At 71.1% G+C, this 17,612-nt stretch carries 17 protein-coding genes; all 17 read right to left on the bottom strand.

Features of this window, described 5'->3' with window-relative positions:
• Positions 1 to 31: 31 nt before the first annotated feature.
• The 17 genes from FM119_RS13525 to FM119_RS04485 all read right to left on the bottom strand — a co-directional run bounded on the left by FM119_RS13525 (position 32) and on the right by FM119_RS04485 (position 16,616).
• On the bottom strand, positions 32 to 586 hold the full coding sequence (locus FM119_RS13525) for a hypothetical protein (protein ID WP_143822625.1): 555 nt from the start codon (positions 584 to 586) through the stop codon (positions 32 to 34).
• Between the two features lie 147 nt (positions 587 to 733).
• Positions 734 to 2,242 (bottom strand): ribosome biogenesis GTPase Der, encoded by a 1,509-nt coding sequence (gene der, locus FM119_RS04555; protein ID WP_087136507.1) that lies wholly within the window; start codon positions 2,240 to 2,242, stop codon positions 734 to 736.
• A 27-nt stretch (positions 2,243 to 2,269) separates the two neighbouring features.
• The gene (gene cmk / locus FM119_RS04550) at positions 2,270 to 2,935 is read right to left on the bottom strand and encodes a (d)CMP kinase (protein ID WP_087136506.1); all 666 of its coding nucleotides are present in this window, start codon (positions 2,933 to 2,935) and stop codon (positions 2,270 to 2,272) included.
• The gene (locus tag FM119_RS04545) at positions 2,936 to 4,030 is read right to left on the bottom strand and encodes a prephenate dehydrogenase (RefSeq protein WP_087136505.1); all 1,095 of its coding nucleotides are present in this window, start codon (positions 4,028 to 4,030) and stop codon (positions 2,936 to 2,938) included.
• 9 nt (positions 4,031 to 4,039) lie between these two features.
• Positions 4,040 to 4,828, bottom strand: a complete 789-nt coding sequence (locus FM119_RS04540; protein ID WP_087136504.1) for a pseudouridine synthase — start codon at positions 4,826 to 4,828, stop codon at positions 4,040 to 4,042.
• Positions 4,815 to 5,465 (bottom strand): SMC-Scp complex subunit ScpB, encoded by a 651-nt coding sequence (gene scpB, locus FM119_RS04535; RefSeq protein WP_087136503.1) that lies wholly within the window; start codon positions 5,463 to 5,465, stop codon positions 4,815 to 4,817. Before scpB ends, FM119_RS04540 begins: the two co-directional genes overlap by 14 nt.
• Positions 5,455 to 6,279, bottom strand: a complete 825-nt coding sequence (locus FM119_RS04530) for a segregation and condensation protein A (RefSeq protein ID WP_087136502.1) — start codon at positions 6,277 to 6,279, stop codon at positions 5,455 to 5,457. Before FM119_RS04530 ends, scpB begins: the two co-directional genes overlap by 11 nt.
• On the bottom strand, positions 6,263 to 7,135 hold the full coding sequence (locus tag FM119_RS04525; protein WP_087136501.1) for a ParA family protein: 873 nt from the start codon (positions 7,133 to 7,135) through the stop codon (positions 6,263 to 6,265). The genes FM119_RS04530 and FM119_RS04525 overlap by 17 nt, the downstream gene beginning before the upstream one ends.
• 101 nt (positions 7,136 to 7,236) lie before the next feature.
• Entirely contained in the window at positions 7,237 to 8,154 is a 918-nt protein-coding gene (gene xerD / locus FM119_RS04520) for a site-specific tyrosine recombinase XerD (protein ID WP_087136500.1), read from the bottom strand.
• A gap of 4 nt (positions 8,155 to 8,158) precedes the next feature.
• Complete coding sequence (locus FM119_RS04515; RefSeq protein WP_420845569.1) at positions 8,159 to 8,803, bottom strand: NUDIX domain-containing protein; 645 nt, start codon at positions 8,801 to 8,803, stop codon at positions 8,159 to 8,161.
• Entirely contained in the window at positions 8,796 to 10,499 is a 1,704-nt protein-coding gene (locus FM119_RS04510; protein ID WP_087136520.1) for a CTP synthase, read from the bottom strand. The genes FM119_RS04515 and FM119_RS04510 overlap by 8 nt, the downstream gene beginning before the upstream one ends.
• Positions 10,500 to 10,589: 90 nt before the next feature.
• Positions 10,590 to 12,323 carry a DNA repair protein RecN gene (gene recN / locus FM119_RS04505; protein ID WP_087136499.1) on the bottom strand — a complete coding sequence of 578 codons (1,734 nt, stop codon included), beginning with the start codon at positions 12,321 to 12,323 and terminating at the stop codon, positions 10,590 to 10,592.
• On the bottom strand, positions 12,316 to 13,233 hold the full coding sequence (locus FM119_RS04500) for an NAD kinase (RefSeq protein WP_087136498.1): 918 nt from the start codon (positions 13,231 to 13,233) through the stop codon (positions 12,316 to 12,318). Before FM119_RS04500 ends, recN begins: the two co-directional genes overlap by 8 nt.
• Positions 13,230 to 14,093: a TlyA family RNA methyltransferase gene (locus tag FM119_RS04495; RefSeq protein WP_087136497.1), complete on the bottom strand. Its 864-nt coding sequence runs from the start codon at positions 14,091 to 14,093 to the stop codon at positions 13,230 to 13,232. Before FM119_RS04495 ends, FM119_RS04500 begins: the two co-directional genes overlap by 4 nt.
• Complete coding sequence (locus FM119_RS13850) at positions 14,090 to 14,245, bottom strand: hypothetical protein (RefSeq protein ID WP_179205198.1); 156 nt, start codon at positions 14,243 to 14,245, stop codon at positions 14,090 to 14,092. The genes FM119_RS04495 and FM119_RS13850 overlap by 4 nt, the downstream gene beginning before the upstream one ends.
• A 242-nt stretch (positions 14,246 to 14,487) precedes the next feature.
• Entirely contained in the window at positions 14,488 to 15,507 is a 1,020-nt protein-coding gene (locus tag FM119_RS04490) for an HAD-IIA family hydrolase (RefSeq protein ID WP_087136496.1), read from the bottom strand.
• Positions 15,507 to 16,616: a hypothetical protein gene (locus FM119_RS04485; RefSeq protein ID WP_087136495.1), complete on the bottom strand. Its 1,110-nt coding sequence runs from the start codon at positions 16,614 to 16,616 to the stop codon at positions 15,507 to 15,509. Before FM119_RS04485 ends, FM119_RS04490 begins: the two co-directional genes overlap by 1 nt.
• Positions 16,617 to 17,612: the final 996 nt, after the last annotated feature.

Raw genomic sequence — 17,612 nt, 5'->3', positions numbered from 1 at the left:
AAGGGCACCGACCTTCCTAATCTGCCGCGGATCACTCACACGTCCAATCCTCATTTATGGGTTCTTGGATAGCTTGAACGGTGCCCTCATCTGGGCCAGTGAAGTAGGTGTACACGGCCCGGGCGGTATCACTCGTTTTCGGACCACGCTTCTCGTGAAGACAAACGGCGATCACAACAAGTTCCCCACCAGAACGGCGCTGGCGTTCGAGCAGTTTGACTACAGTCGACTCCGTTGAGTCCGGGAGGTCCACGCTTCGCCTCGACGAGAATCGGTCTTTCCCTTGTGCCAGAGCTTCGCCTCCTAGAGTCTCCAGGTAAGCTGCGCGATCATCCACGTTTCCATCACTGGCTTCGTAAAGGCGATTGATCGAATATCCAAAAAGCGCAAAAGCAACATCGCGCGCTTGCTTGTCATTGGCGAATAGCGAGCTGTTACTAGTCGCCAAACCTTCGGGCTCGTGATCCGCTTCAGGGGACGGCGTCACCACCCTCGGAACGTGCTCTGTCGAGGAACAACCAGTGGCGAACGCAAACGAAACAAGAATTATCACCGCAACGGCGGAAAGACGGGGTGCGCGAGCCATGCGCGACACGGTACGTCACGCTGCGGAACCGCGGGGCAAGCGTCCACATCGACGAGCGAATGCGTGGCGGACGACCAGCTCAACGCAAAACGGCGATCGCCGCAGCTCCACAACTGCGGCGATCGCCGTTCACGAATGCAACGTCCCCTACCGCTTGCGCTTCTCGCGCACGCGCATGTTGAGGACGATCGGCGTTCCCTCGAAGCCGTAGATCTCGCGCAGGCGGCGCTGGATGAAGCGCCGGTAGCCGGGGTCGAGGAAGCCCGTGGTGAACAGCACGAACGTCGGCGGGCGGGTCGAGGCCTGGGTGCCGAAGAGGATGCGCGGCTGCTTGCCTCCACGCACGGGGTGCGGGTGCTCCGCCGTGAGCTCGGCGAGGAAGGCGTTGAACTTGCCGGTCGGGATGCGGGTGTCCCACGAGTCGAGTGCGCGCTCCAGGGCGGGCACCAGCTTCTCCAGGTGGCGGCCCGTGCGCGCAGAGATGTTGACGCGCGGAGCCCACGCCACGTGGGCGAGGTCCCGCTCGATCTCGCGCTCCAGATAGCGGCGGCGCTCGTCGTCGAGCTGGTCCCACTTGTTGAAGCCGAGCACGAGCGCACGGCCCGACTCGAGCACCAGGTCGATGATGCGCAGGTCCTGATCGCTGATCGACTGGGTGACGTCGAGCAGCACGACCGCGACCTCCGCCTTCTCGACGGCGGTGCTCGTGCGCAGCGACGCGTAGAAGTCGGCCCCCTGCTGCAGGTGCACACGCCGGCGGATACCGGCGGTGTCGACGAAGCGCCACACGCGGCCGCCCAGCTCGATCTGCTCGTCGACCGGGTCGCGGGTGGTGCCGGCGAGGTCGTTGACGACGACGCGCTCCTCCCCCGCGGCCTTGTTCAGCAGGCTCGACTTGCCGACGTTCGGCCGGCCGACAATGGCGACGCGGCGGGGACCGCCCACCTCGTCCTTCGCGACGGCGGACACGGCCGGCAGCTTCGCGAGCACGCTGTCGAGCAGGTCGGCGACGCCGCGGCCGTGCAGGGCGGACACCGGCACGGGCTCGCCGAGGCCGAGCGACCACAGCGCCGTGGCGTTGGGCTCCTGACGCAGGTCGTCGACCTTGTTGGCGACCAGGTAGACGGGCTTATTTACCTTGCGCAGCAGGCGCACGACGTGCTCGTCGGTGCTCGTCGCCCCGACGTTCGCGTCGACGACGAAGAGCACGGCATCGGACAGGTCGATGGCGACCTCGGCCTGCGCCGCGACGGAGGCGTCGATCCCCCGGGCGTCGGGCTCCCAGCCGCCGGTGTCGACGAGGGTGAACGGCCGACCGTTCCATTCCGCACGGTACGACACCCGGTCGCGGGTGACGCCGGGGGTGTCCTCGACGACCGCCTCGCGGCGCCCCAGGATACGGTTCACCAGCGCCGACTTGCCGACGTTGGGGCGTCCGACGATCGCGACGACCGGCAGAGCGGGGTAGTAGGTGATCTGGTCGGGGTCCTCGCCCGCGGCCTCGAGGACGGCGAGGTCCTCGTCCTCGAGCTCGTACTCGTCGAGCCCGCGCCGCAGGGTGTCGCTGCGCTGGGTGACGACCTCGTCGTCGAGCCCGGCGAGGCGCTCCTCGAGCCGGTCGTCCGCGTCGAAGCGGTCGGCGTCAAAGTCGGCCATGGTGTGTCTCCTCGGTGTGGTGCCGCGCTAGGCGGCGTCGCCTCGAATGACCCCGATCACGCGATCGATGGTCTCGTCGAAGCCGATGTCTGTTGAATCGACGGTGGTCACACCGTCGGCGGCGGTCATGAAGTCGACCACGGCGGAGTCCGCACGGTCGCGCTTCTGCAGCTGCTCCGCGACCCGGGCTGTCGACTCCCCGGTCAACTCGGCGGAACGCCTGGCCATTCTAACCTCCTCGGCGGCGGTCAGCAGGATGCGCGTCTGCGCGTCGGGCGCGACGACGGTGGTGATGTCGCGGCCCTCGACGATGATTCCGTCGTTCGGGGCCTCCGCGATGATGCGGTGGAACAGCGCGGTGACCGTGGAGCGTACCTCCGGAACGCGCGCCACCTGCGACACGACCCCGCTGACGCGCGGCTCCCTGATCGCCTCCGTGACGTCGACGTCGCCGACCCGCACCCAGTAGTCGTCCGGGTCGATGCTGATGGAGTAGTCGAACCCGGCGAGCGCGCCGGTCACCGCCTCCGCGTCGTCCGTGTCGACGCCGCGGTCGAGCAGGTCCCACGCCAGGGCCCTGTACGCGGCGCCCGTGTCGAGGTACGCGTACCCCAGCCTGCGCGCGGCCTGCTTGGACACGCTCGACTTGCCGCTCCCGGCGGGGCCGTCGATGGCGATGACGATCTCGGACACTCACACACTCGCAATCTGCCAGCCGCGGGCGGCGAGGTCCTCGACCGCGCGCGGCAGGGCTTCGGGGAGGACGCTGATCTCGGCGAGGCCGAGCTGCGCGCCGGGAGAGTGCTCCAGGCGCAGGTCCTCCATGTTGACGTTGATCTCCCCCATGTCGCTGAGCAGCCGGCCGAGCTGGCCCGGGCGGTCGTCGACGAGGACGACCAGCTGCTCGAAGCGACGGTCCTGACCGTGCTTGCCGGGCAGCCGCGCGACGCCGGCGTTCCCCGAGGCGATCTCCTCGGCGACGGTCCTGCGCGCCCCGGCTGCGCCCACGTCCCTCAGAGCGTCGGCCACGGTGCCGAGCTCGGCGATGAGAGCGTCGAGCTCGGCGACGACGGGGGCCGCGTTCGACGACAGAATCTGCACCCACAGCTCGGGCGAGGACGCGGCGATGCGCGTGGTGTCCCTCAGCCCGTTGCCCGCGAGCGCGAGCGCCGTGTCCGGGGCGTCGACGAGCCGGGAGGCGAGGGCGCTCGCGACGATCTGCGGCAGGTGGGAGACGAGCGCGACGGAGCGGTCGTGCTCCTCCGGGGTCATCTCGATGGGCACGGCGCCGAGGTCGAGGGCGAGGTCCTCGACGAGCGCGAGCGCCCAGCCGGGGGTCTCCTCGTCGCGGCAGATCACCCAGGGCCGCGCCCGGAACAGATCGGCCCGCGCCGAGATCGCCCCTCCGCGCTCGCGTCCGGCGAGCGGGTGCGAACCGATGTACCTGACGATGTCGACGCCGCGTCGGCGCAGCTCCTCGACGGGCTCCAGCTTGACGCTGGCCACGTCGGTGACGACGGCGTCCGGGTGGGCGGCCAGTTCCGCGGCGACCGTCTCGGCGACGACGTCAGGGGGGACGCAGACGATGATCAGCGCCGGGGCGTCGCCGGCCGCTGCCGCGCGCCCCGCCCCGTAGTCGACGGCGAGCGCCTGCTGGCCGGGTGAGGCGTCGTGCAGCACGACGTCGATCCCGCGGCCGCTGAGCGCGAGGCCGATGCTCGCCCCGAGCAGGCCGGTGCCGACGACGCGGACGGTTCCGCTCAGTCGCGGGCGCGATGGTGTCGTCACGGGCGGTGCTCAGTCCTTCTCGGCGGGGGCGGCGGGGAGGGCGACGCCGGCGTTGCGGGCGATGGTCAGCAGCTCTCCCCGCTCCACCTTAGTCAACTCGCGGCTCTGGCCCGCCTGCAGGGTACCGAGACGGAGCGGGCCGAATCGGCGGCGGACGAGGTCGATGACCGGGTGCCCGACCGCGGCGAGCATCCGCCTGACGATGCGGTTGCGGCCGGAGTGCAGCTCCACCTCGATGAGGCTGGAGCCCTTCTGCACGTCGAGCAGGCGTGCCCTGTCGGCGCGGATGGGGCCGTCGTCGAGCTCGATGCCGGCGAGCAGCTGCTGCACGGTCGCGGCCGTCACGCGGCCGCGCACCTTCGCGATGTAGGTCTTGGAGACGCCGAAGGAGGGGTGCGCGAGCACGTGGGCGAGGTCACCGTCGTTGGTGAGCAGCAGCAGGCCGCTCGTCTCGGCGTCGAGGCGGCCGACGTTGAACAGGCGCTCGGGATAGTCGCGGGTGAAGCGGCTGAGGTCGGGGCGACCGTTCTCGTCGGACAGGGAGCTGACCACACCGACCGGCTTGTTGACGATGACGTAGCGCTTGCCCGGGTCGAGCTGGATGGCGGTCCCGTCGACGCTGACCAGGTCGTGCCCCGGGTCGATGCGGCTGCCGAGCTCGTCGACGACCTCGCCGTTGACGGTGACCCTGCCCTCCAGGATCAGCTGCTCGGAGACGCGCCGCGAGGCGACCCCCGCCTGCGCGAGGACCTTCTGCAGCCTGACCCCGTCCGTGCCCCGTTCCTCATCCGAGCTCATCGCCGAATCCGTCCCTTCCGTCGTCGAGCAGCGGCGCGATGGCCGGCAGCTCGTCGATGCTGTTGATGCCGAGCTGCTCGAGCAGCAGCTCCGTCGTTCCGTAGTTGATGGCGCCGGTCTCGCTGTCGGTGAACAGCTCCACGATGAGCCCGCGCCCGGCGAGGGTCCTCACGACCGAGTCGACGTTGACCGCGCGGATGGAGGCCACCTGGCTGCGGGTGATCGGCTGGCGGTAGGCGATGACGGCGAGTGTCTCCAACGCCGCCTGCGACAACCGGCTGGGGTTCTGCTGCAGCACGTAGTCGGACACGGCGTGGTCGTACTCGGGCCGGACGTAGATCCGCCAGCCGCCGCCGACCTCGCGCAGTTCGAAGCCGCGACGCGGTCCGCCGAGGATGCCGTCGTAGTCGTTGACCAGCCGGGCGATGGCCTGCCGGACGACACGGACGGGCTGCCCGACGGCCGTTGCCAGCTCGACGGGCGTCTGGGGCTCGTCGGCGACCATGAGGATCGCCTCGAGGACCCGTTCGACGTCCTGCGGTTCGATCGCCACGACAGGGACGGCGGTGTCGGGCAGGGCTGCAGCCCCGGGCTGGGGCGCATCGTCGGCCTGGGGCTGCTCCGGCTCAGCTGTCATAGTCCGCCCCCAGGCTCGCGAGGTTGTCGTCGGTCCAGGTGTCGGCGGCCCAGCGCAGCGTCAGCTCGCCGAGTGGCTCCAGCTGCTCGAAGGTGAGCGCCGCGTGCCGGTACAGCTCGAGCACGGCGAGGAACCGCGCCACCACGACGCCGCGCTCGTCGACACCGGCGACGATCTGGCGGAAGCTCAGCGGCTCCCCCGACCGCAGCAGCGCGACGACGACCGCCGCCTGCTCCCTGATGCTGACCAGAGGTGCGTGCAGATGGTCGACGCCGACGACGGGGATCTCGCGCGGCGCGAGGGCGAGCGCCGCGAGCGCCGCGAAATCGTCCGGGGTCAGTGTCCACACCAGCTCGGGGGTGCGGGAGCGGAACTTCTCCTCCAGGCGCACCCGGCGCGCGTGCCGCCGGCCCTCCGCGTCGAGCCGGTCGCCGAACCAGCGCGAGGCCTCCTTGAAGGCGCGGTACTGCAGCAGCCGGGCGAACAGCAGGTCGCGCGCCTCCAGCAGCGCAACGTCCTCGGCGTCGACGACCTCGCCCTGAGGGAGCAGCCCGGCGATCTTCAGGTCGAGCAGGGTGACCGCGACGACGAGGAACTCGGACGCCTCCTCGATCTGCTCCGCCGACTCCAGCTCGCGCAGATAGGCGATGAACTCGTCCGTGACCGTCGACAGCGCGATCTCCGTCAGGTCCAGCTCGTGCGAGGCGATGAGGGACAGCAGCAGGTCGAAGGGCCCCTCGAAGCGCCCGAGCGACACCCGGAACCCCGCGGCCTCCGCGGTCGCGCGCTCCGCCAGCTCAGGCGACGGCGCCACGGGCGATCAGTTCCCTCGCCAGCTGGCGGTAGGCCTTCGCCGCGGGGTGGTCGGGGGCGAACTCGGTGATCGGGGTTCCGGCGACGCTCGCGTCGGGGAACTTCACGGTCCGGCCGATGACGGTGTCGAGCACGGTGTCGCCGAAGGCCTCGACGACGCGCTCCAGCACCTCGCGCGCGTGCAGCGTCCTGGAGTCGAACATGGTGGTCAGGATGCCGTCCAGCTCGATCGCCGGGTTGAGCCTGTCGCGGACCTTGTCGATCGTCTCGATGAGGAGGGCGACGCCGCGCAGGGCGAAGAACTCGCTCTCCAGCGGGATGAGCACGCCGTGGCTGGCCGTGAGGGCGTTGACGGTGAGCAGTCCGAGCGAGGGCTGGCAGTCGATGAGGATGACGTCGTACTCGCCGCTGAGCTTGCGGAGCACGCCGGCGAGGATCTGCTCGCGCGCCACCTCGTTGACCAGGTGCACCTCGGCCGCGGACAGGTCGATGTTGGCGGGGATGACGTCGAGGCCGGGGACGTTCGTCGGCTGGATCGCGGTGTGCGGGTCGGTGCGCGAGCTGAGCAGCAGGTCGTACACGGTGGTGACGTCGTGGGTGCGGACGCCGAGCCCCGCCGAGAGCGCGCCCTGGGGATCGAAGTCGACGCAGAGCACTTTGCGGCCGTAGTCGGCCAGCGCCGCGCCGAGGCTGATCGTGGTGGTCGTCTTGCCGACGCCGCCCTTCTGGTTGCAGAGCGAAATGATGCGGGCCGGGCCGTGACCGTCGAGGAACTCGGGGACGGGGAACTCCTTCACCGGCCGCCCGGTCGGCCCCAGTGCCGTCCCGTCCGGTCCCGTGCTGATCCCTGTCGCCACCTGTCGCCTCGCTCCCGTTGGTCTGCGCGTGTTCCTGACGATTCTAGTGCTCCGTCCGCCGCCTCCGGCGAGCCCGCGCGGCGCGGCGGGGCCGCGCCCCGTCAGGACCTGGCGCGCGGGTGGGCCGTGCTGTACATGTCCCTGAGCGCGTCCGCCGTCACGAGGGTGTAGATCTGCGTCGTCGCGACCGAGGAGTGGCCGAGCAGCTCCTGCACGACGCGCACGTCCGCCCCGCCCTGGAGGAGGTGCGTGGCGAAGGAATGCCGCAGGGTGTGCGGCGAGACCTCGTCGGCGATGCCCGCGCGCTCGGCGGCGGCGCGGATGACGAGCCAGGCGCTCTGCCTGCTCAGCCGCTGGCCGCGCTGGCCGAGGAACACCGCGGCCGGCTCCCTCGCGGACGCGGCCAGGGCCGGCCGTCCCCTGACCAGGTACTCGTCCATCGCCGCCCTGGCGTACGAGCCGACGGGGACGATGCGCTCCTTGCGACCCTTGCCGAGCAGCCGGAGCAGCTCGCCGTCGGCGAGGTCGTCGACGTCGAGGGCGACGGCCTCGCTGATGCGCGCGCCCGTGGCGTAGAGGAGCTCCAGCAGGGCACGGTCGCGCAGCCGCACCGGATCGGGGCTGTCGGCGACCGGCTCGACGGCGGCGAGGAGCGCCGACACCTGGTCGTGGCTGAGCGGGTGGGGCAACCGCGACGGCTGGGAGGGCGGCCGGACCCGCTCGGAGGGGTCGGGCGCGGCGGGGTCCTCCTCCGACACGAAGCGGTGCAGCCCCCTGACGGCGGAGAGCAGCCGGGCGCGCGAGGACGGCGCCAGCGGCGCGGCGCCCGTGGCACGGGAGGCGAGGAAGCGCTCGACCTGCTCGGCCGACACGGCCCCGAGCTCCTCGACGCCCTCCCCCGCGAGCCAGTCCACGTAGCCGCCCAGGTCCCTGCGGTACGCGGAGACGGTGTGCGGGCTCAGCCCGCGCTCGACGGTGATGTGCCGCAGGTAGCGGTCGAGCTCGGTCCGCGCCTGCACGGGGTCAGCGGCCGCCGCGGGGCGAGCCAGGCCAGGGCGTGTCCAGCGGGGGCAGGCCGGACCAGCCGGACTCGGCGGCCAAGTGCGCGTGGAGCAGTGCCAGCTGCAGGATGGAGTTGTGCAGCCGGTTGCCACGGACGGCGGCGATCGCCTCGTCCAGCGGCAGCCACCGCGTCACGATGTCGGCTTCCTCCTCCGTGCGCTCGAACGCCTCGGCGGCGGCGGCGAGACCGCGCGCCAGGTAGATGCGCACGTACTCGTCGCTGCCGCCGGGCGAGGTCGCGAAGTCGGTCAGCAACGCCCAGTCCTCGGCGACGAGGTCGGCCTCCTCGGCGAGCTCCCGCTTCGCCGCGGCCAGCGGGTCCTCACCGGCGACATCGAGCAGCCCGGCCGGGATCTCCCACTCGCGGGACCGGATCGGGTGGCGGTACTGCTGGATCAGAAGCACCCTGCCCTGCCCGTCGAGGGCGAGCACGGCGACGGCACCGGTGTGGTCGACGAAGTCCCGCCGAATGCTCGCGCCGTTGTAGTCGAAGTTCTCGCTCCTGATGTCCCAGACGGCTCCGGTGAACACCCGCTCCGAGCGGGTCACGGTGACCGTGGTCGGCTCGTCGGCGAGCAGGGCGTCGTCGCCGGGCACCTCAGTCACCGTTCACCTCGAACAGCAGCGCGCTCTTCTGGCGGTCGAGCGCCGCGGCGACAAGGCCCCGGAACAGCGGGTGGGCCCTGTTCGGTCGCGACCGCAGCTCCGGGTGGGCCTGCGTCGCAATGTAGAAGGGGTGCGCCTCACGCGGCAGCTCGACGAACTCGACGAGCTGCCCGTCGGGGCTCGTCCCGGAGAACTCCAGTCCGGCGAGGGCGATCTGGTCGCGGAAGGCGTTGTTCACCTCGTAGCGGTGGCGGTGGCGCTCGGTGACGTCGGTCGAGCCGTACAGCTCCGCCGCGAGCGAGCCCTCGCCCAGGTGGGCGGCGTACTCGCCCAGCCGCATCGTCCCGCCGAGGTCGCCTCCGTCGATGATCTGGACCTGCTCCGCCATCGTCGCGATCACGGGGTAGGCGGTGTCCTCGTCGAACTCGGTGGAGCTGGCGCCCTCGAGCCCGGCGACGTTGCGCGCGTACTCGATGACCATGCACTGCATGCCCAGGCAGAGGCCGAGGGTGGGGATGCCGTTCTCGCGGGCGAAGCGCAGCGCGCCGAGCTTGCCCTCGATGCCGCGGATGCCGAAGCCGCCGGGAACGCAGATCGCGTCCAGGCCGGACAGCGCCTTCGCCGCTCCCTCCGCGCTCTCCAGCGTGTCGGAGGCGATCCAGGAGATGGCGACCTTGGTGTTGTTGGCGAAGCCGCCGGCGCGCAGTGCCTCGGTCACCGACAGGTAGGCGTCCGGCAGGTCGATGTACTTTCCGACCAGGCCGATCGTGACCTCGTGCGCGGGCTCGTGGACGGCCTTGAGCAGCGGCTCCCAGCCGCTCCAGTCCACCTCGGCGGCCTGACGCAGCTCCAGCTGGTCGATGATGTAGCTGTCGAGCCCCTGCGAGTGCAGCATCTCGGGGATGTCATAGATGGAGGCGGCGTCGGTGGCGTTGACCACGCCCGCCTCGTCCACGTCGCACATGAGCGCGATCTTGCGCTTGTTGGACTCGGAGACGGGGCGGTCGCTGCGCAGCACGAGCGCGTCGGGCTGGATCCCGATCGAGCGGAGCGCGGCGACGGAGTGCTGGGTGGGCTTGGTCTTCTGCTCGCCGGACGCGCCCATGTAGGGCACGAGCGACACGTGCACGAAGAAGCAGTTCTTCCGCCCCAGCTCGTGGCGGATCTGCCGGGCCGACTCGATGAACGGCTGCGACTCGATGTCGCCGACGGTTCCGCCGATCTCGGTGATGATGACGTCGGGGCGACGCTCCCCCGGCTCGGTCGGCTCCTGCGCCTGGAGGCGCATGCGCCGCTTGATCTCGTCCGTGATGTGCGGGATCACCTGGACGGTGTCGCCGAGGTACTCGCCCCTGCGCTCCTTGGCGATGACGGTCGAGTAGATCTGACCCGTGGTGACGTTCGCCGCCTGGTCGAGGTTGATGTCGAGGAAGCGCTCGTAGTGCCCGATGTCCAGGTCGGTCTCGGCGCCGTCGTCGGTGACGAACACCTCGCCGTGCTGGAACGGGTTCATCGTGCCCGGGTCGACGTTGAGGTAGGGGTCGAGCTTCTGCATCACCACGTGCAGACCCCTCGCAGTGAGGAGGTTGCCGAGACTGGCCGCCGTGAGGCCCTTCCCGAGGGAGGAGACGACACCGCCCGTCACGAAGATGTGCTTGGTCGTTTCGCTGGAAAGGCCCGCTTCAGAATTGTTCACCACGGGCTTCAATCCTAACAGCACATCCGCGCTGAGCCAACGGCTTCGGGCGGAGCGCGTCAGCGCTCCCCGTGCCGCGGCCCGCCGGACTCAGTCCCGTTCGGACGACGCCCGCGCGCGCTCCTGCTCGCCCAGCTCGAGGAGCTCTGCGGCGTGATCGACCGCCGACTGCGACTCCGCGAGACCGGACAGCAGGCGGGCCATCTCCTCGCGGCGCTCGTCCCCGGCGAGCTGACGCACACTCGAGCTCGTCACCGTCCCGTCGCTCGACTTGACGACGGAGAGGTGGTTGCCGGCGAAGGCAGCGACCTGAGCGAGGTGGGTGACGACGATGACCTGGGCGTTCCGGGCGAGCCGTGCCAGGCGCCGGCCGATCTCGATGGCGGCTGCTCCCCCCACTCCGGCGTCGACCTCGTCGAACACGAACGTCGGCACGGGGTCCGACCCGGCGATCACCACCTCGAGCGCCAGCATCACCCGGGACAGCTCTCCCCCCGACGCACCGCGCCCGAGCGGCCGCGGCTGGGCTCCCGCGTGCGGTGTCAGCAGCAGAGCGACCTGCTCGGCACCGTCCGGCCCCGGCTCCTCGCGCGGGATCAGCTCCACCTGCAGCGTGGCGTCGGGCATCGCCAGCGCGGTCAGCTCCTCGCTGACCCCCCCGGCCAGGCGCTCAGCGGCCGTCCGGCGCAGAGCGGTCAGCTCCTCCGCCCGCGCGGCCCGTTCGGCGACGGCCGCGTCGAGCTCCTCGCGGAGCGCGGCCACCCGGTCGTCGTCGCCGTCGAGTTCGACCAGCCGCTCCACGCCCCTGCGGTTGAGCTCGTGAACCTCGGGCAGCCCCGGCCCGTAGCGGCGCATGAGCTCCCCCAGTTCGGCCCGACGCTCGTGAAGCTGCTCGAGCTCGCTCGGCGCGCTCGCATCGAGGTCGCCGAGGTAACGCGCCAGCTCCGTCGCCGCATCCGCGGCCTGGATCGCCAGTCCCGCGAGTGTCTGCGCGATCTCGGCCGCAGCGGGGTCGTCGACGCTGACCCGTTCCGCCTCACGTTGGGCCTCGTCGAGCAGCCCCGTCGCGCTGATGCCCGTCCCCTCCTCGTCGCGCAGCAGTGCGAGAGCACGGGCGGCGCCCGCACGCAGCGCCTCGATGTTGCTGAGCCGCTGGATCTGCTCGTCGAGCTGACGGTCCTCGCCGTCCTGGGGGTCGACGGCCTCGATCGCCTCGAGCGCGGCACGCAGCCGTTCGGCCTCCGCCCGCCGCTCGTCCCTGTCCGCGACGAGCGCGTCGTGCTCGTCGCCGAGTGTCTTCACCCGGTGGTGGGCGTGCTGGTAGCGCTCCCGCGCGGCGGCGACCTCCGGGCCACCGAAGCGATCGAGCACCGCCCGCTGCGCTCCCTCCCCCGTCAACCGGATCTGGTCGGACTGGCCGTGGACGGCGACGAGCTGCTCGCCGAGCTCGACGAGAACCGCCGCGGGGGCGCTGCGCCCTCCGACGCTCGCCCTGCTCCGGCCGCCGGCCGCGATCGTCCTCGTCACGATGAGCTCGGAGACCGAACCGTCGTCGACGGGGTCGAGGTCGCCGCCGCTCTCGCGCACCCGCTCGGCGGCCGGCCCCTCCGACGGCACGATCCAGCTGCCCTCGACGATCGCCCGCTCCGCACCGACCCGCACCGCCGCGTTGTCGGCCTTCGCTCCTCTGAGCAGACCGAGCGCGTTCACGACCATCGTCTTTCCCGCGCCGGTCTCACCGGTGATCGCGGTGAACCCCGGCCCCAGGGGCAGTGTGGCGTCCTGGATGACGCCGAGGTCGCTGATCCGGATCTCCTCAATCATTGTCGACCGGCCCCCTCCAGCCCGAGATCGGCAGATGGAACTTCTGCACCAGCCGATCGGTGAACGGTCCCTCGTGCAGCCTGGCCAGTCGAACCGGCAGCGGCGACCTGCTGACGACGACCTCGGCCCCCGGCGAGAGGTCGTAGGTCCTCCGGCCGTCGGCCCACAGCACGGCCCTGGCTTGGGAGCGGTCGAGGACGCGCAGCGACAGCGTCGAGTTGGGCGCGACGACGATCGGACGGGCGAACAGCGCGTGCGCGCTCAGCGGGACCATCATGATGGCCTCGACGGTCGGCCAGATGACCGGCCCCCCGGCGGAGAATCCGTATGCGGTCGAGCCGGTCGGCGTCGAGAACACGACCCCGTCGCAGCCGAAGGACGACAGCGGTCGCTGGTCGACGGCGGTGAGCACCTCGAGCATGCGCTCCCTGCTCGCCTTCTCGACGGTCGCCTCGTTGAGCGCCCACGTCTCGTACACCGTCTCCCCGCGCTCGATCACCTGCACCGCGAGGGTGAACCGCTCCTCGACCCGGTAGTCGCGCGCGATGACCCGCTGCACGGCGGAGGGCAGGTGGTCGCGCTCGCTCTCCGCGAGGAAGCCGACGTGGCCGAGGTTCACCCCCAGCAGCGGAACCGTCGACCCCCTGACCTCCTCCGCGGCGCGCAGGATGGTGCCGTCGCCGCCGAGCACGATCACCAGTTCCAGCTCGGGAACGGTGACGTCGCGGCCGAGGATCAGGACATCGTCGAAGCCGGGGTCGTACTCCCTGATGTCGTCCGCTTCTTCCCTCCGGCACACCGGTCGTGCCCCCGCCTCGCGCAGCCGGGTGATCACCTCGATCGCGGCGACGATCGAGTCGGTCCTGCCGGTGTGGGCGAGGACCAGGATGTTGCGCTGTGCCGTCATCATCGTGCCCCCATGATCTTCTCGTCGACTGTGGTTGCCCATTCTTCCGGATCGGACGTCTCGGCCCGCCGGAGAACGGTCAGATACTCCTGATTCCCGTGGGTTCCCACCACAGGGGAGAGGATCAGCAGCTGCGGGAGCCAGCCCCGGTCCGCGGCCGTGGTCAGCACGGATCGCACGGCGTCCTCCGCCCTGCGCCGGTCGAGGACGATGCCGTTCGAGAGGTTGCCCTTGCCGACCTCGAACTGCGGCTTGATGAGCAGGACCATGGCGGGCGTGTGCACCGCGCCGTGCGGCTCGGTCGCGCGGCCGTCTCCGCGGGAGGCCCGGGCGGCCGGCTCGTCGGCGATCGTCCGGTCGAAGGCTCCGAGCACGTGGGTCAGCGAGATGAACGACAGATCCGCGACGATCAGGGACGGCCGGTCCAGGCCCGCGGCGATGCGCCCGTAGCTCGACGGCGAGAGCTCCTTCACGTTGAATCCTTCGACGACGACGACCCGGGGGTCGGCGGCGATCGAGGGGGCGAGCTGGTCGTGACCGACGTCGATCGCGACGACGGCAGCGGCCCCGCGCTCGAGCAGCACCTGAGTGAATCCGCCCGTGGACGCGCCCGCGTCGACGACGACGCGCCCGTCGACCGGGAGCGCCGCCGCATCCAGCGCAGCGCGCAGCTTGCCCGCGGCGCGCGAGACGTCGCCGTCGTCGCCGGTTACCCGCACCTCGTCGTCGGGTCCGACCGGCAGGGACGGCTTGACGGCGACCGAGCCGTTGACCTCGACGCCACCGCTCCGGATGAGCTCGGTCGCCCGCGCGCGCGAACGGGCCAGACCACGCGCCGCCACTTCGGTGTCGAGACGCGTCATGACGGGCGCGGCCCCTGCGGGGCGTCGGCCGCATCGAGCCGGCGTTCCAGCTCAGCGACGGCCCGCTCGTACGCCGCCGCCCGCTCGTCGAGCGGGAGCTCGTCGATCAGCCCGGCCGATGTCAGCAGCGCGGAGGTGTCGTCGTTTGTCACTGTGCCAGTCTACCGACCGCCTCCGGCGGAGGTGGTGGTCCCGGACGGCAAGCCGTCGTCACCGCCGATCAGCACGCCGGGCCGGTCAGCCGGACAGTTCCCCGATCGGTCAGCCGCACAGCCATACGCCAGTCGCCACGCGAGTCGATCCGTCGGCGCGCATTACGACTGCCGCACCAACCACCGCCCCGCCCGCGGCGCCCGAACAGGCACCGCGGGCCGGCAAGGAACAGCGCGGGCGATCAGCTGTACAGCCGCTCCGGGACGTTGAAGCCGAAGATCGCCCGACCGGAGTTCCAGATCACCGCGCAGGCGGCGCGAAGCAGATCGATCCCGGCGTCGCCCTCCCTGTCGATGATCACGTCGGCGCCATCGATCCGAACCACCGCGTCGCCGACCTGAGCGACCGCGCCGCCGCGGCTCAGCCGTGTCGCCGGGTAGGGCTCGTGGAGCTGCCTGAGGTCGTCGAGGATGAAGTCCGGCCGCGATCCCTGCCCGGCGGCGAGCACGTGCTTCGCCTTGTCGATCCCGGTCAGCACCAGGGACGACGTCATCCCTGCCCGCTGCGCGCCGAGGATGTCGGTGTCGAGCCTGTCGCCGATGAACAAGGGCGCGACGGCGCCGAATCGGCGGACAGCCTCGTCGAAGATGGGGACCTCCGGCTTGCCCGCGACCGTCGCGAGCCGGCCGATCGCGGTGTGCACCGCGGAGACGAGCGTGCCGTTCCCCGGGGCGATGCCGCGCGCCTGTGGGATGGTCCAGTCCGTGTTGGTGGCGATCCAGGGCAGCTCAGGCTGCCCGGGACGCTCCTGCAGGACGAAGGCGGCCTCGGCCAGGTCCGTCCAGGAGACGTGCGGGGCGAAGCCCTGCACCACGGCGCGAGGCTCGTCCGCCGCCGTGCGGGTCACCACGAAGCCCGCCTTCTCGACCTCCACGACCAGCCCCTCGCCGCCGACGACAAGCACCGTCGACCCCGGATCCACGACGTCGGCGAGCAGCCGGACCGCCGCCTGCGGGCTCGTGACCACGTCGGAGGGCGCGACGCTCAGCCCGAGGGAGCTCAGGTGCTCGGCGACCGAGGCATCCGTCCGCGACGCGTTGTTGGTGATGTAGCCGAGCCGACGGCCCTCCCCCGCACGGTTGAGCGATTCGACCGCGTGCGGGATGGCCCCCGCTCCGGCATACACCACGCCGTCGAGGTCGGACAGCACGACGTCGACGCCGTCGAGAGGGGTCGGCGGCGTCTTGCTGAACAGCCCCATCACTCGCCCCCGTCTCTGTCGGCGTCGCCGTCCCGCGCAGAACGCTCGTCACGCACGTCCGGGTCGTCACGCACGACGTCAGTGGGCGAGGGAGCCGCTGTCCCGACGCTGGGCGTATCGACCGCGAGACCCGGGGCCGCCCCTCCAGCGCCACCGTTCTCCGCGCCGCCGTCCGGCTCACCACCGTCCGGCTCACCACCGTCCGGCTCATCAGCGGAATCCGATGCGCCGTCCTGTGCAGCGACCGACGCGCCAGCGCTGTCGGCGTTCCCCGCCGGGCTGTCAGGCTCGACGTCAGCGGCCACAACCTCGACGGCCGTGTCAGCGTCATCGTCACTCTCAGCACCAGCACCAGCACCAGCACCAGCACCAGCACCAGCACCAGCACCAGCACCAGCATGCGGATCATCCGCGGGGTGGTCCACCTCGAAGATCTCCACGGTCTCCAGCTCGAATGCCCCCGACGCCTCCGCGACCGCCTCCGCCGCGATGACCGCGCGGCGGCTCCACTGGGCCGCCTCCTCGGTGCGACCGAGTTCGCCGAGCACCTCGGCATAGGCGAAGAAGAGGGAGGCGCTCCAGTCAAACGCCCTGTCCGGGTCCAGCTCGGGGATGCTCAGCTCCGCGAGCGCGAGCTCGGGGCTCCCCAGGTCCAGGCGTGCGCCGGACATGGCGATGGCCAGGGCCACGCGGACGGCCGGCTCCAGCGCCGCTCGATCCACCGAGCGGCCGAGTTCCAGGCCGCGCTCCGGCCGACCGACACCGCGCTCACTATCGACCATCAGCGGAACCTGTGCATCCGAGCCGGAGATACGTCGGAACGTCCGCAGTTCCCTCAGAGCGAGCGCATAGTCGCCCGTCTCGTATGCCGTGATCGCCAGCGTCTCGCGGACGACCGCCACGCGCCCCGCACGCCGACCGGCGGAGAGCGCATGCTGATGGGCCGCCGTGGGGTCCGTGTCGATCAGGTTGCCGGCCATCACCAGGTGACGCGCGACCCACTCCGCGTTCTCCTTGCTCAGCGTCTTCAGCTCCGCCCGGGCCACCTTGTCGAGCATCTGCGGCGTGACCGAGTCGGGGATGTCGGGGTCGTCGTGCCGCGGCCTCACCGAACGAAGTTCCCGGGCGCGCAACTCCTCTTCGGTGTACTCGCGTCCGTCTCTGTCGAATCGTTTCGGGTCGTTCCGGTCCTGCCGCCGGGTATCCGCCCCCCTCCCGGCGCCCTCGAACCGCCGTGGGGCGCCGTCGTACCGACGCTGTCCGTCGTCACCGCGGGCGTCGCGGCGCTGCGCCCCCGCCCGGCCACGGGACTCGTTTCCGCGCCCGCCGGCGCCAGCGCGGTCATCACGGCCGCACGAGGCAGCACCGCTCGGGAACGACCGGCCGCCGCGACGGTCGCCAGCTGACGACGCATCGCCCCTGCCTCCATCGCCGCTCCAGCCATCATCGCGTCTTCCGTTTGCGCCCGCTCGCTGGTCGTTCCCGCGGTACCCGTCCGTGCGACGAGCCCCATCAGACGGACGGGAGCTAGCGCTCTCACGGCCGCCACGGAATGCCTGGCCGCCGTCATTCCCCTGGCGATGACCATCGTCACGACCGCCGTCGCGGCCCCGCGCAGTGCCGGCCGTGCCACGGGCGCCGAACGGCCGGTCATTGCCAGAGGTCGAACCACGGCCGCTGCCCGAACGGCCCGAACCGTCGAACCGAGAAGCGCCAGCCTTCTGACCGTCACTGTCCCGCTTCACGTCGGCACCCTGCCGCGTCTGGTTGGAGCCGACGCGACCCGCGCCGCGGGGCTCCCCCCCGTCGCCACGACGCTTCACGTTCCGCCGTTCGCCCTGGTGGTCGCGGCGCCCCTGGCCTGCATCGGAGCGGCGTGCCGCCGAGTTGGGCTCACGGGAAGACGCAGGCGATGCATCCCCTTCACGACCAGACGGACGGGGGTTCTCATCGGGCTCAGTAGACATGGCGACTCCTCAACGTACGTGGCACAACTCTATTGTCTTGTTAAACAGCGAATGGCCACCCCACTGGGGTGACCATTCGACCGAAATTAAGTCCGGCGGTGTCCTACTCTCCCACACGGTCCCCCGTGCAGTACCATC

It is taken from the genome of Mycetocola reblochoni REB411 (assembly GCF_900163835.1).
Classification (GTDB): Bacteria; Actinomycetota; Actinomycetes; order Actinomycetales; family Microbacteriaceae; genus Mycetocola_B; species Mycetocola_B reblochoni.
The sequence above is the reverse complement of the archived record's forward strand: the minus strand, read 5'-3'. Positions and strand labels throughout refer to the sequence as shown.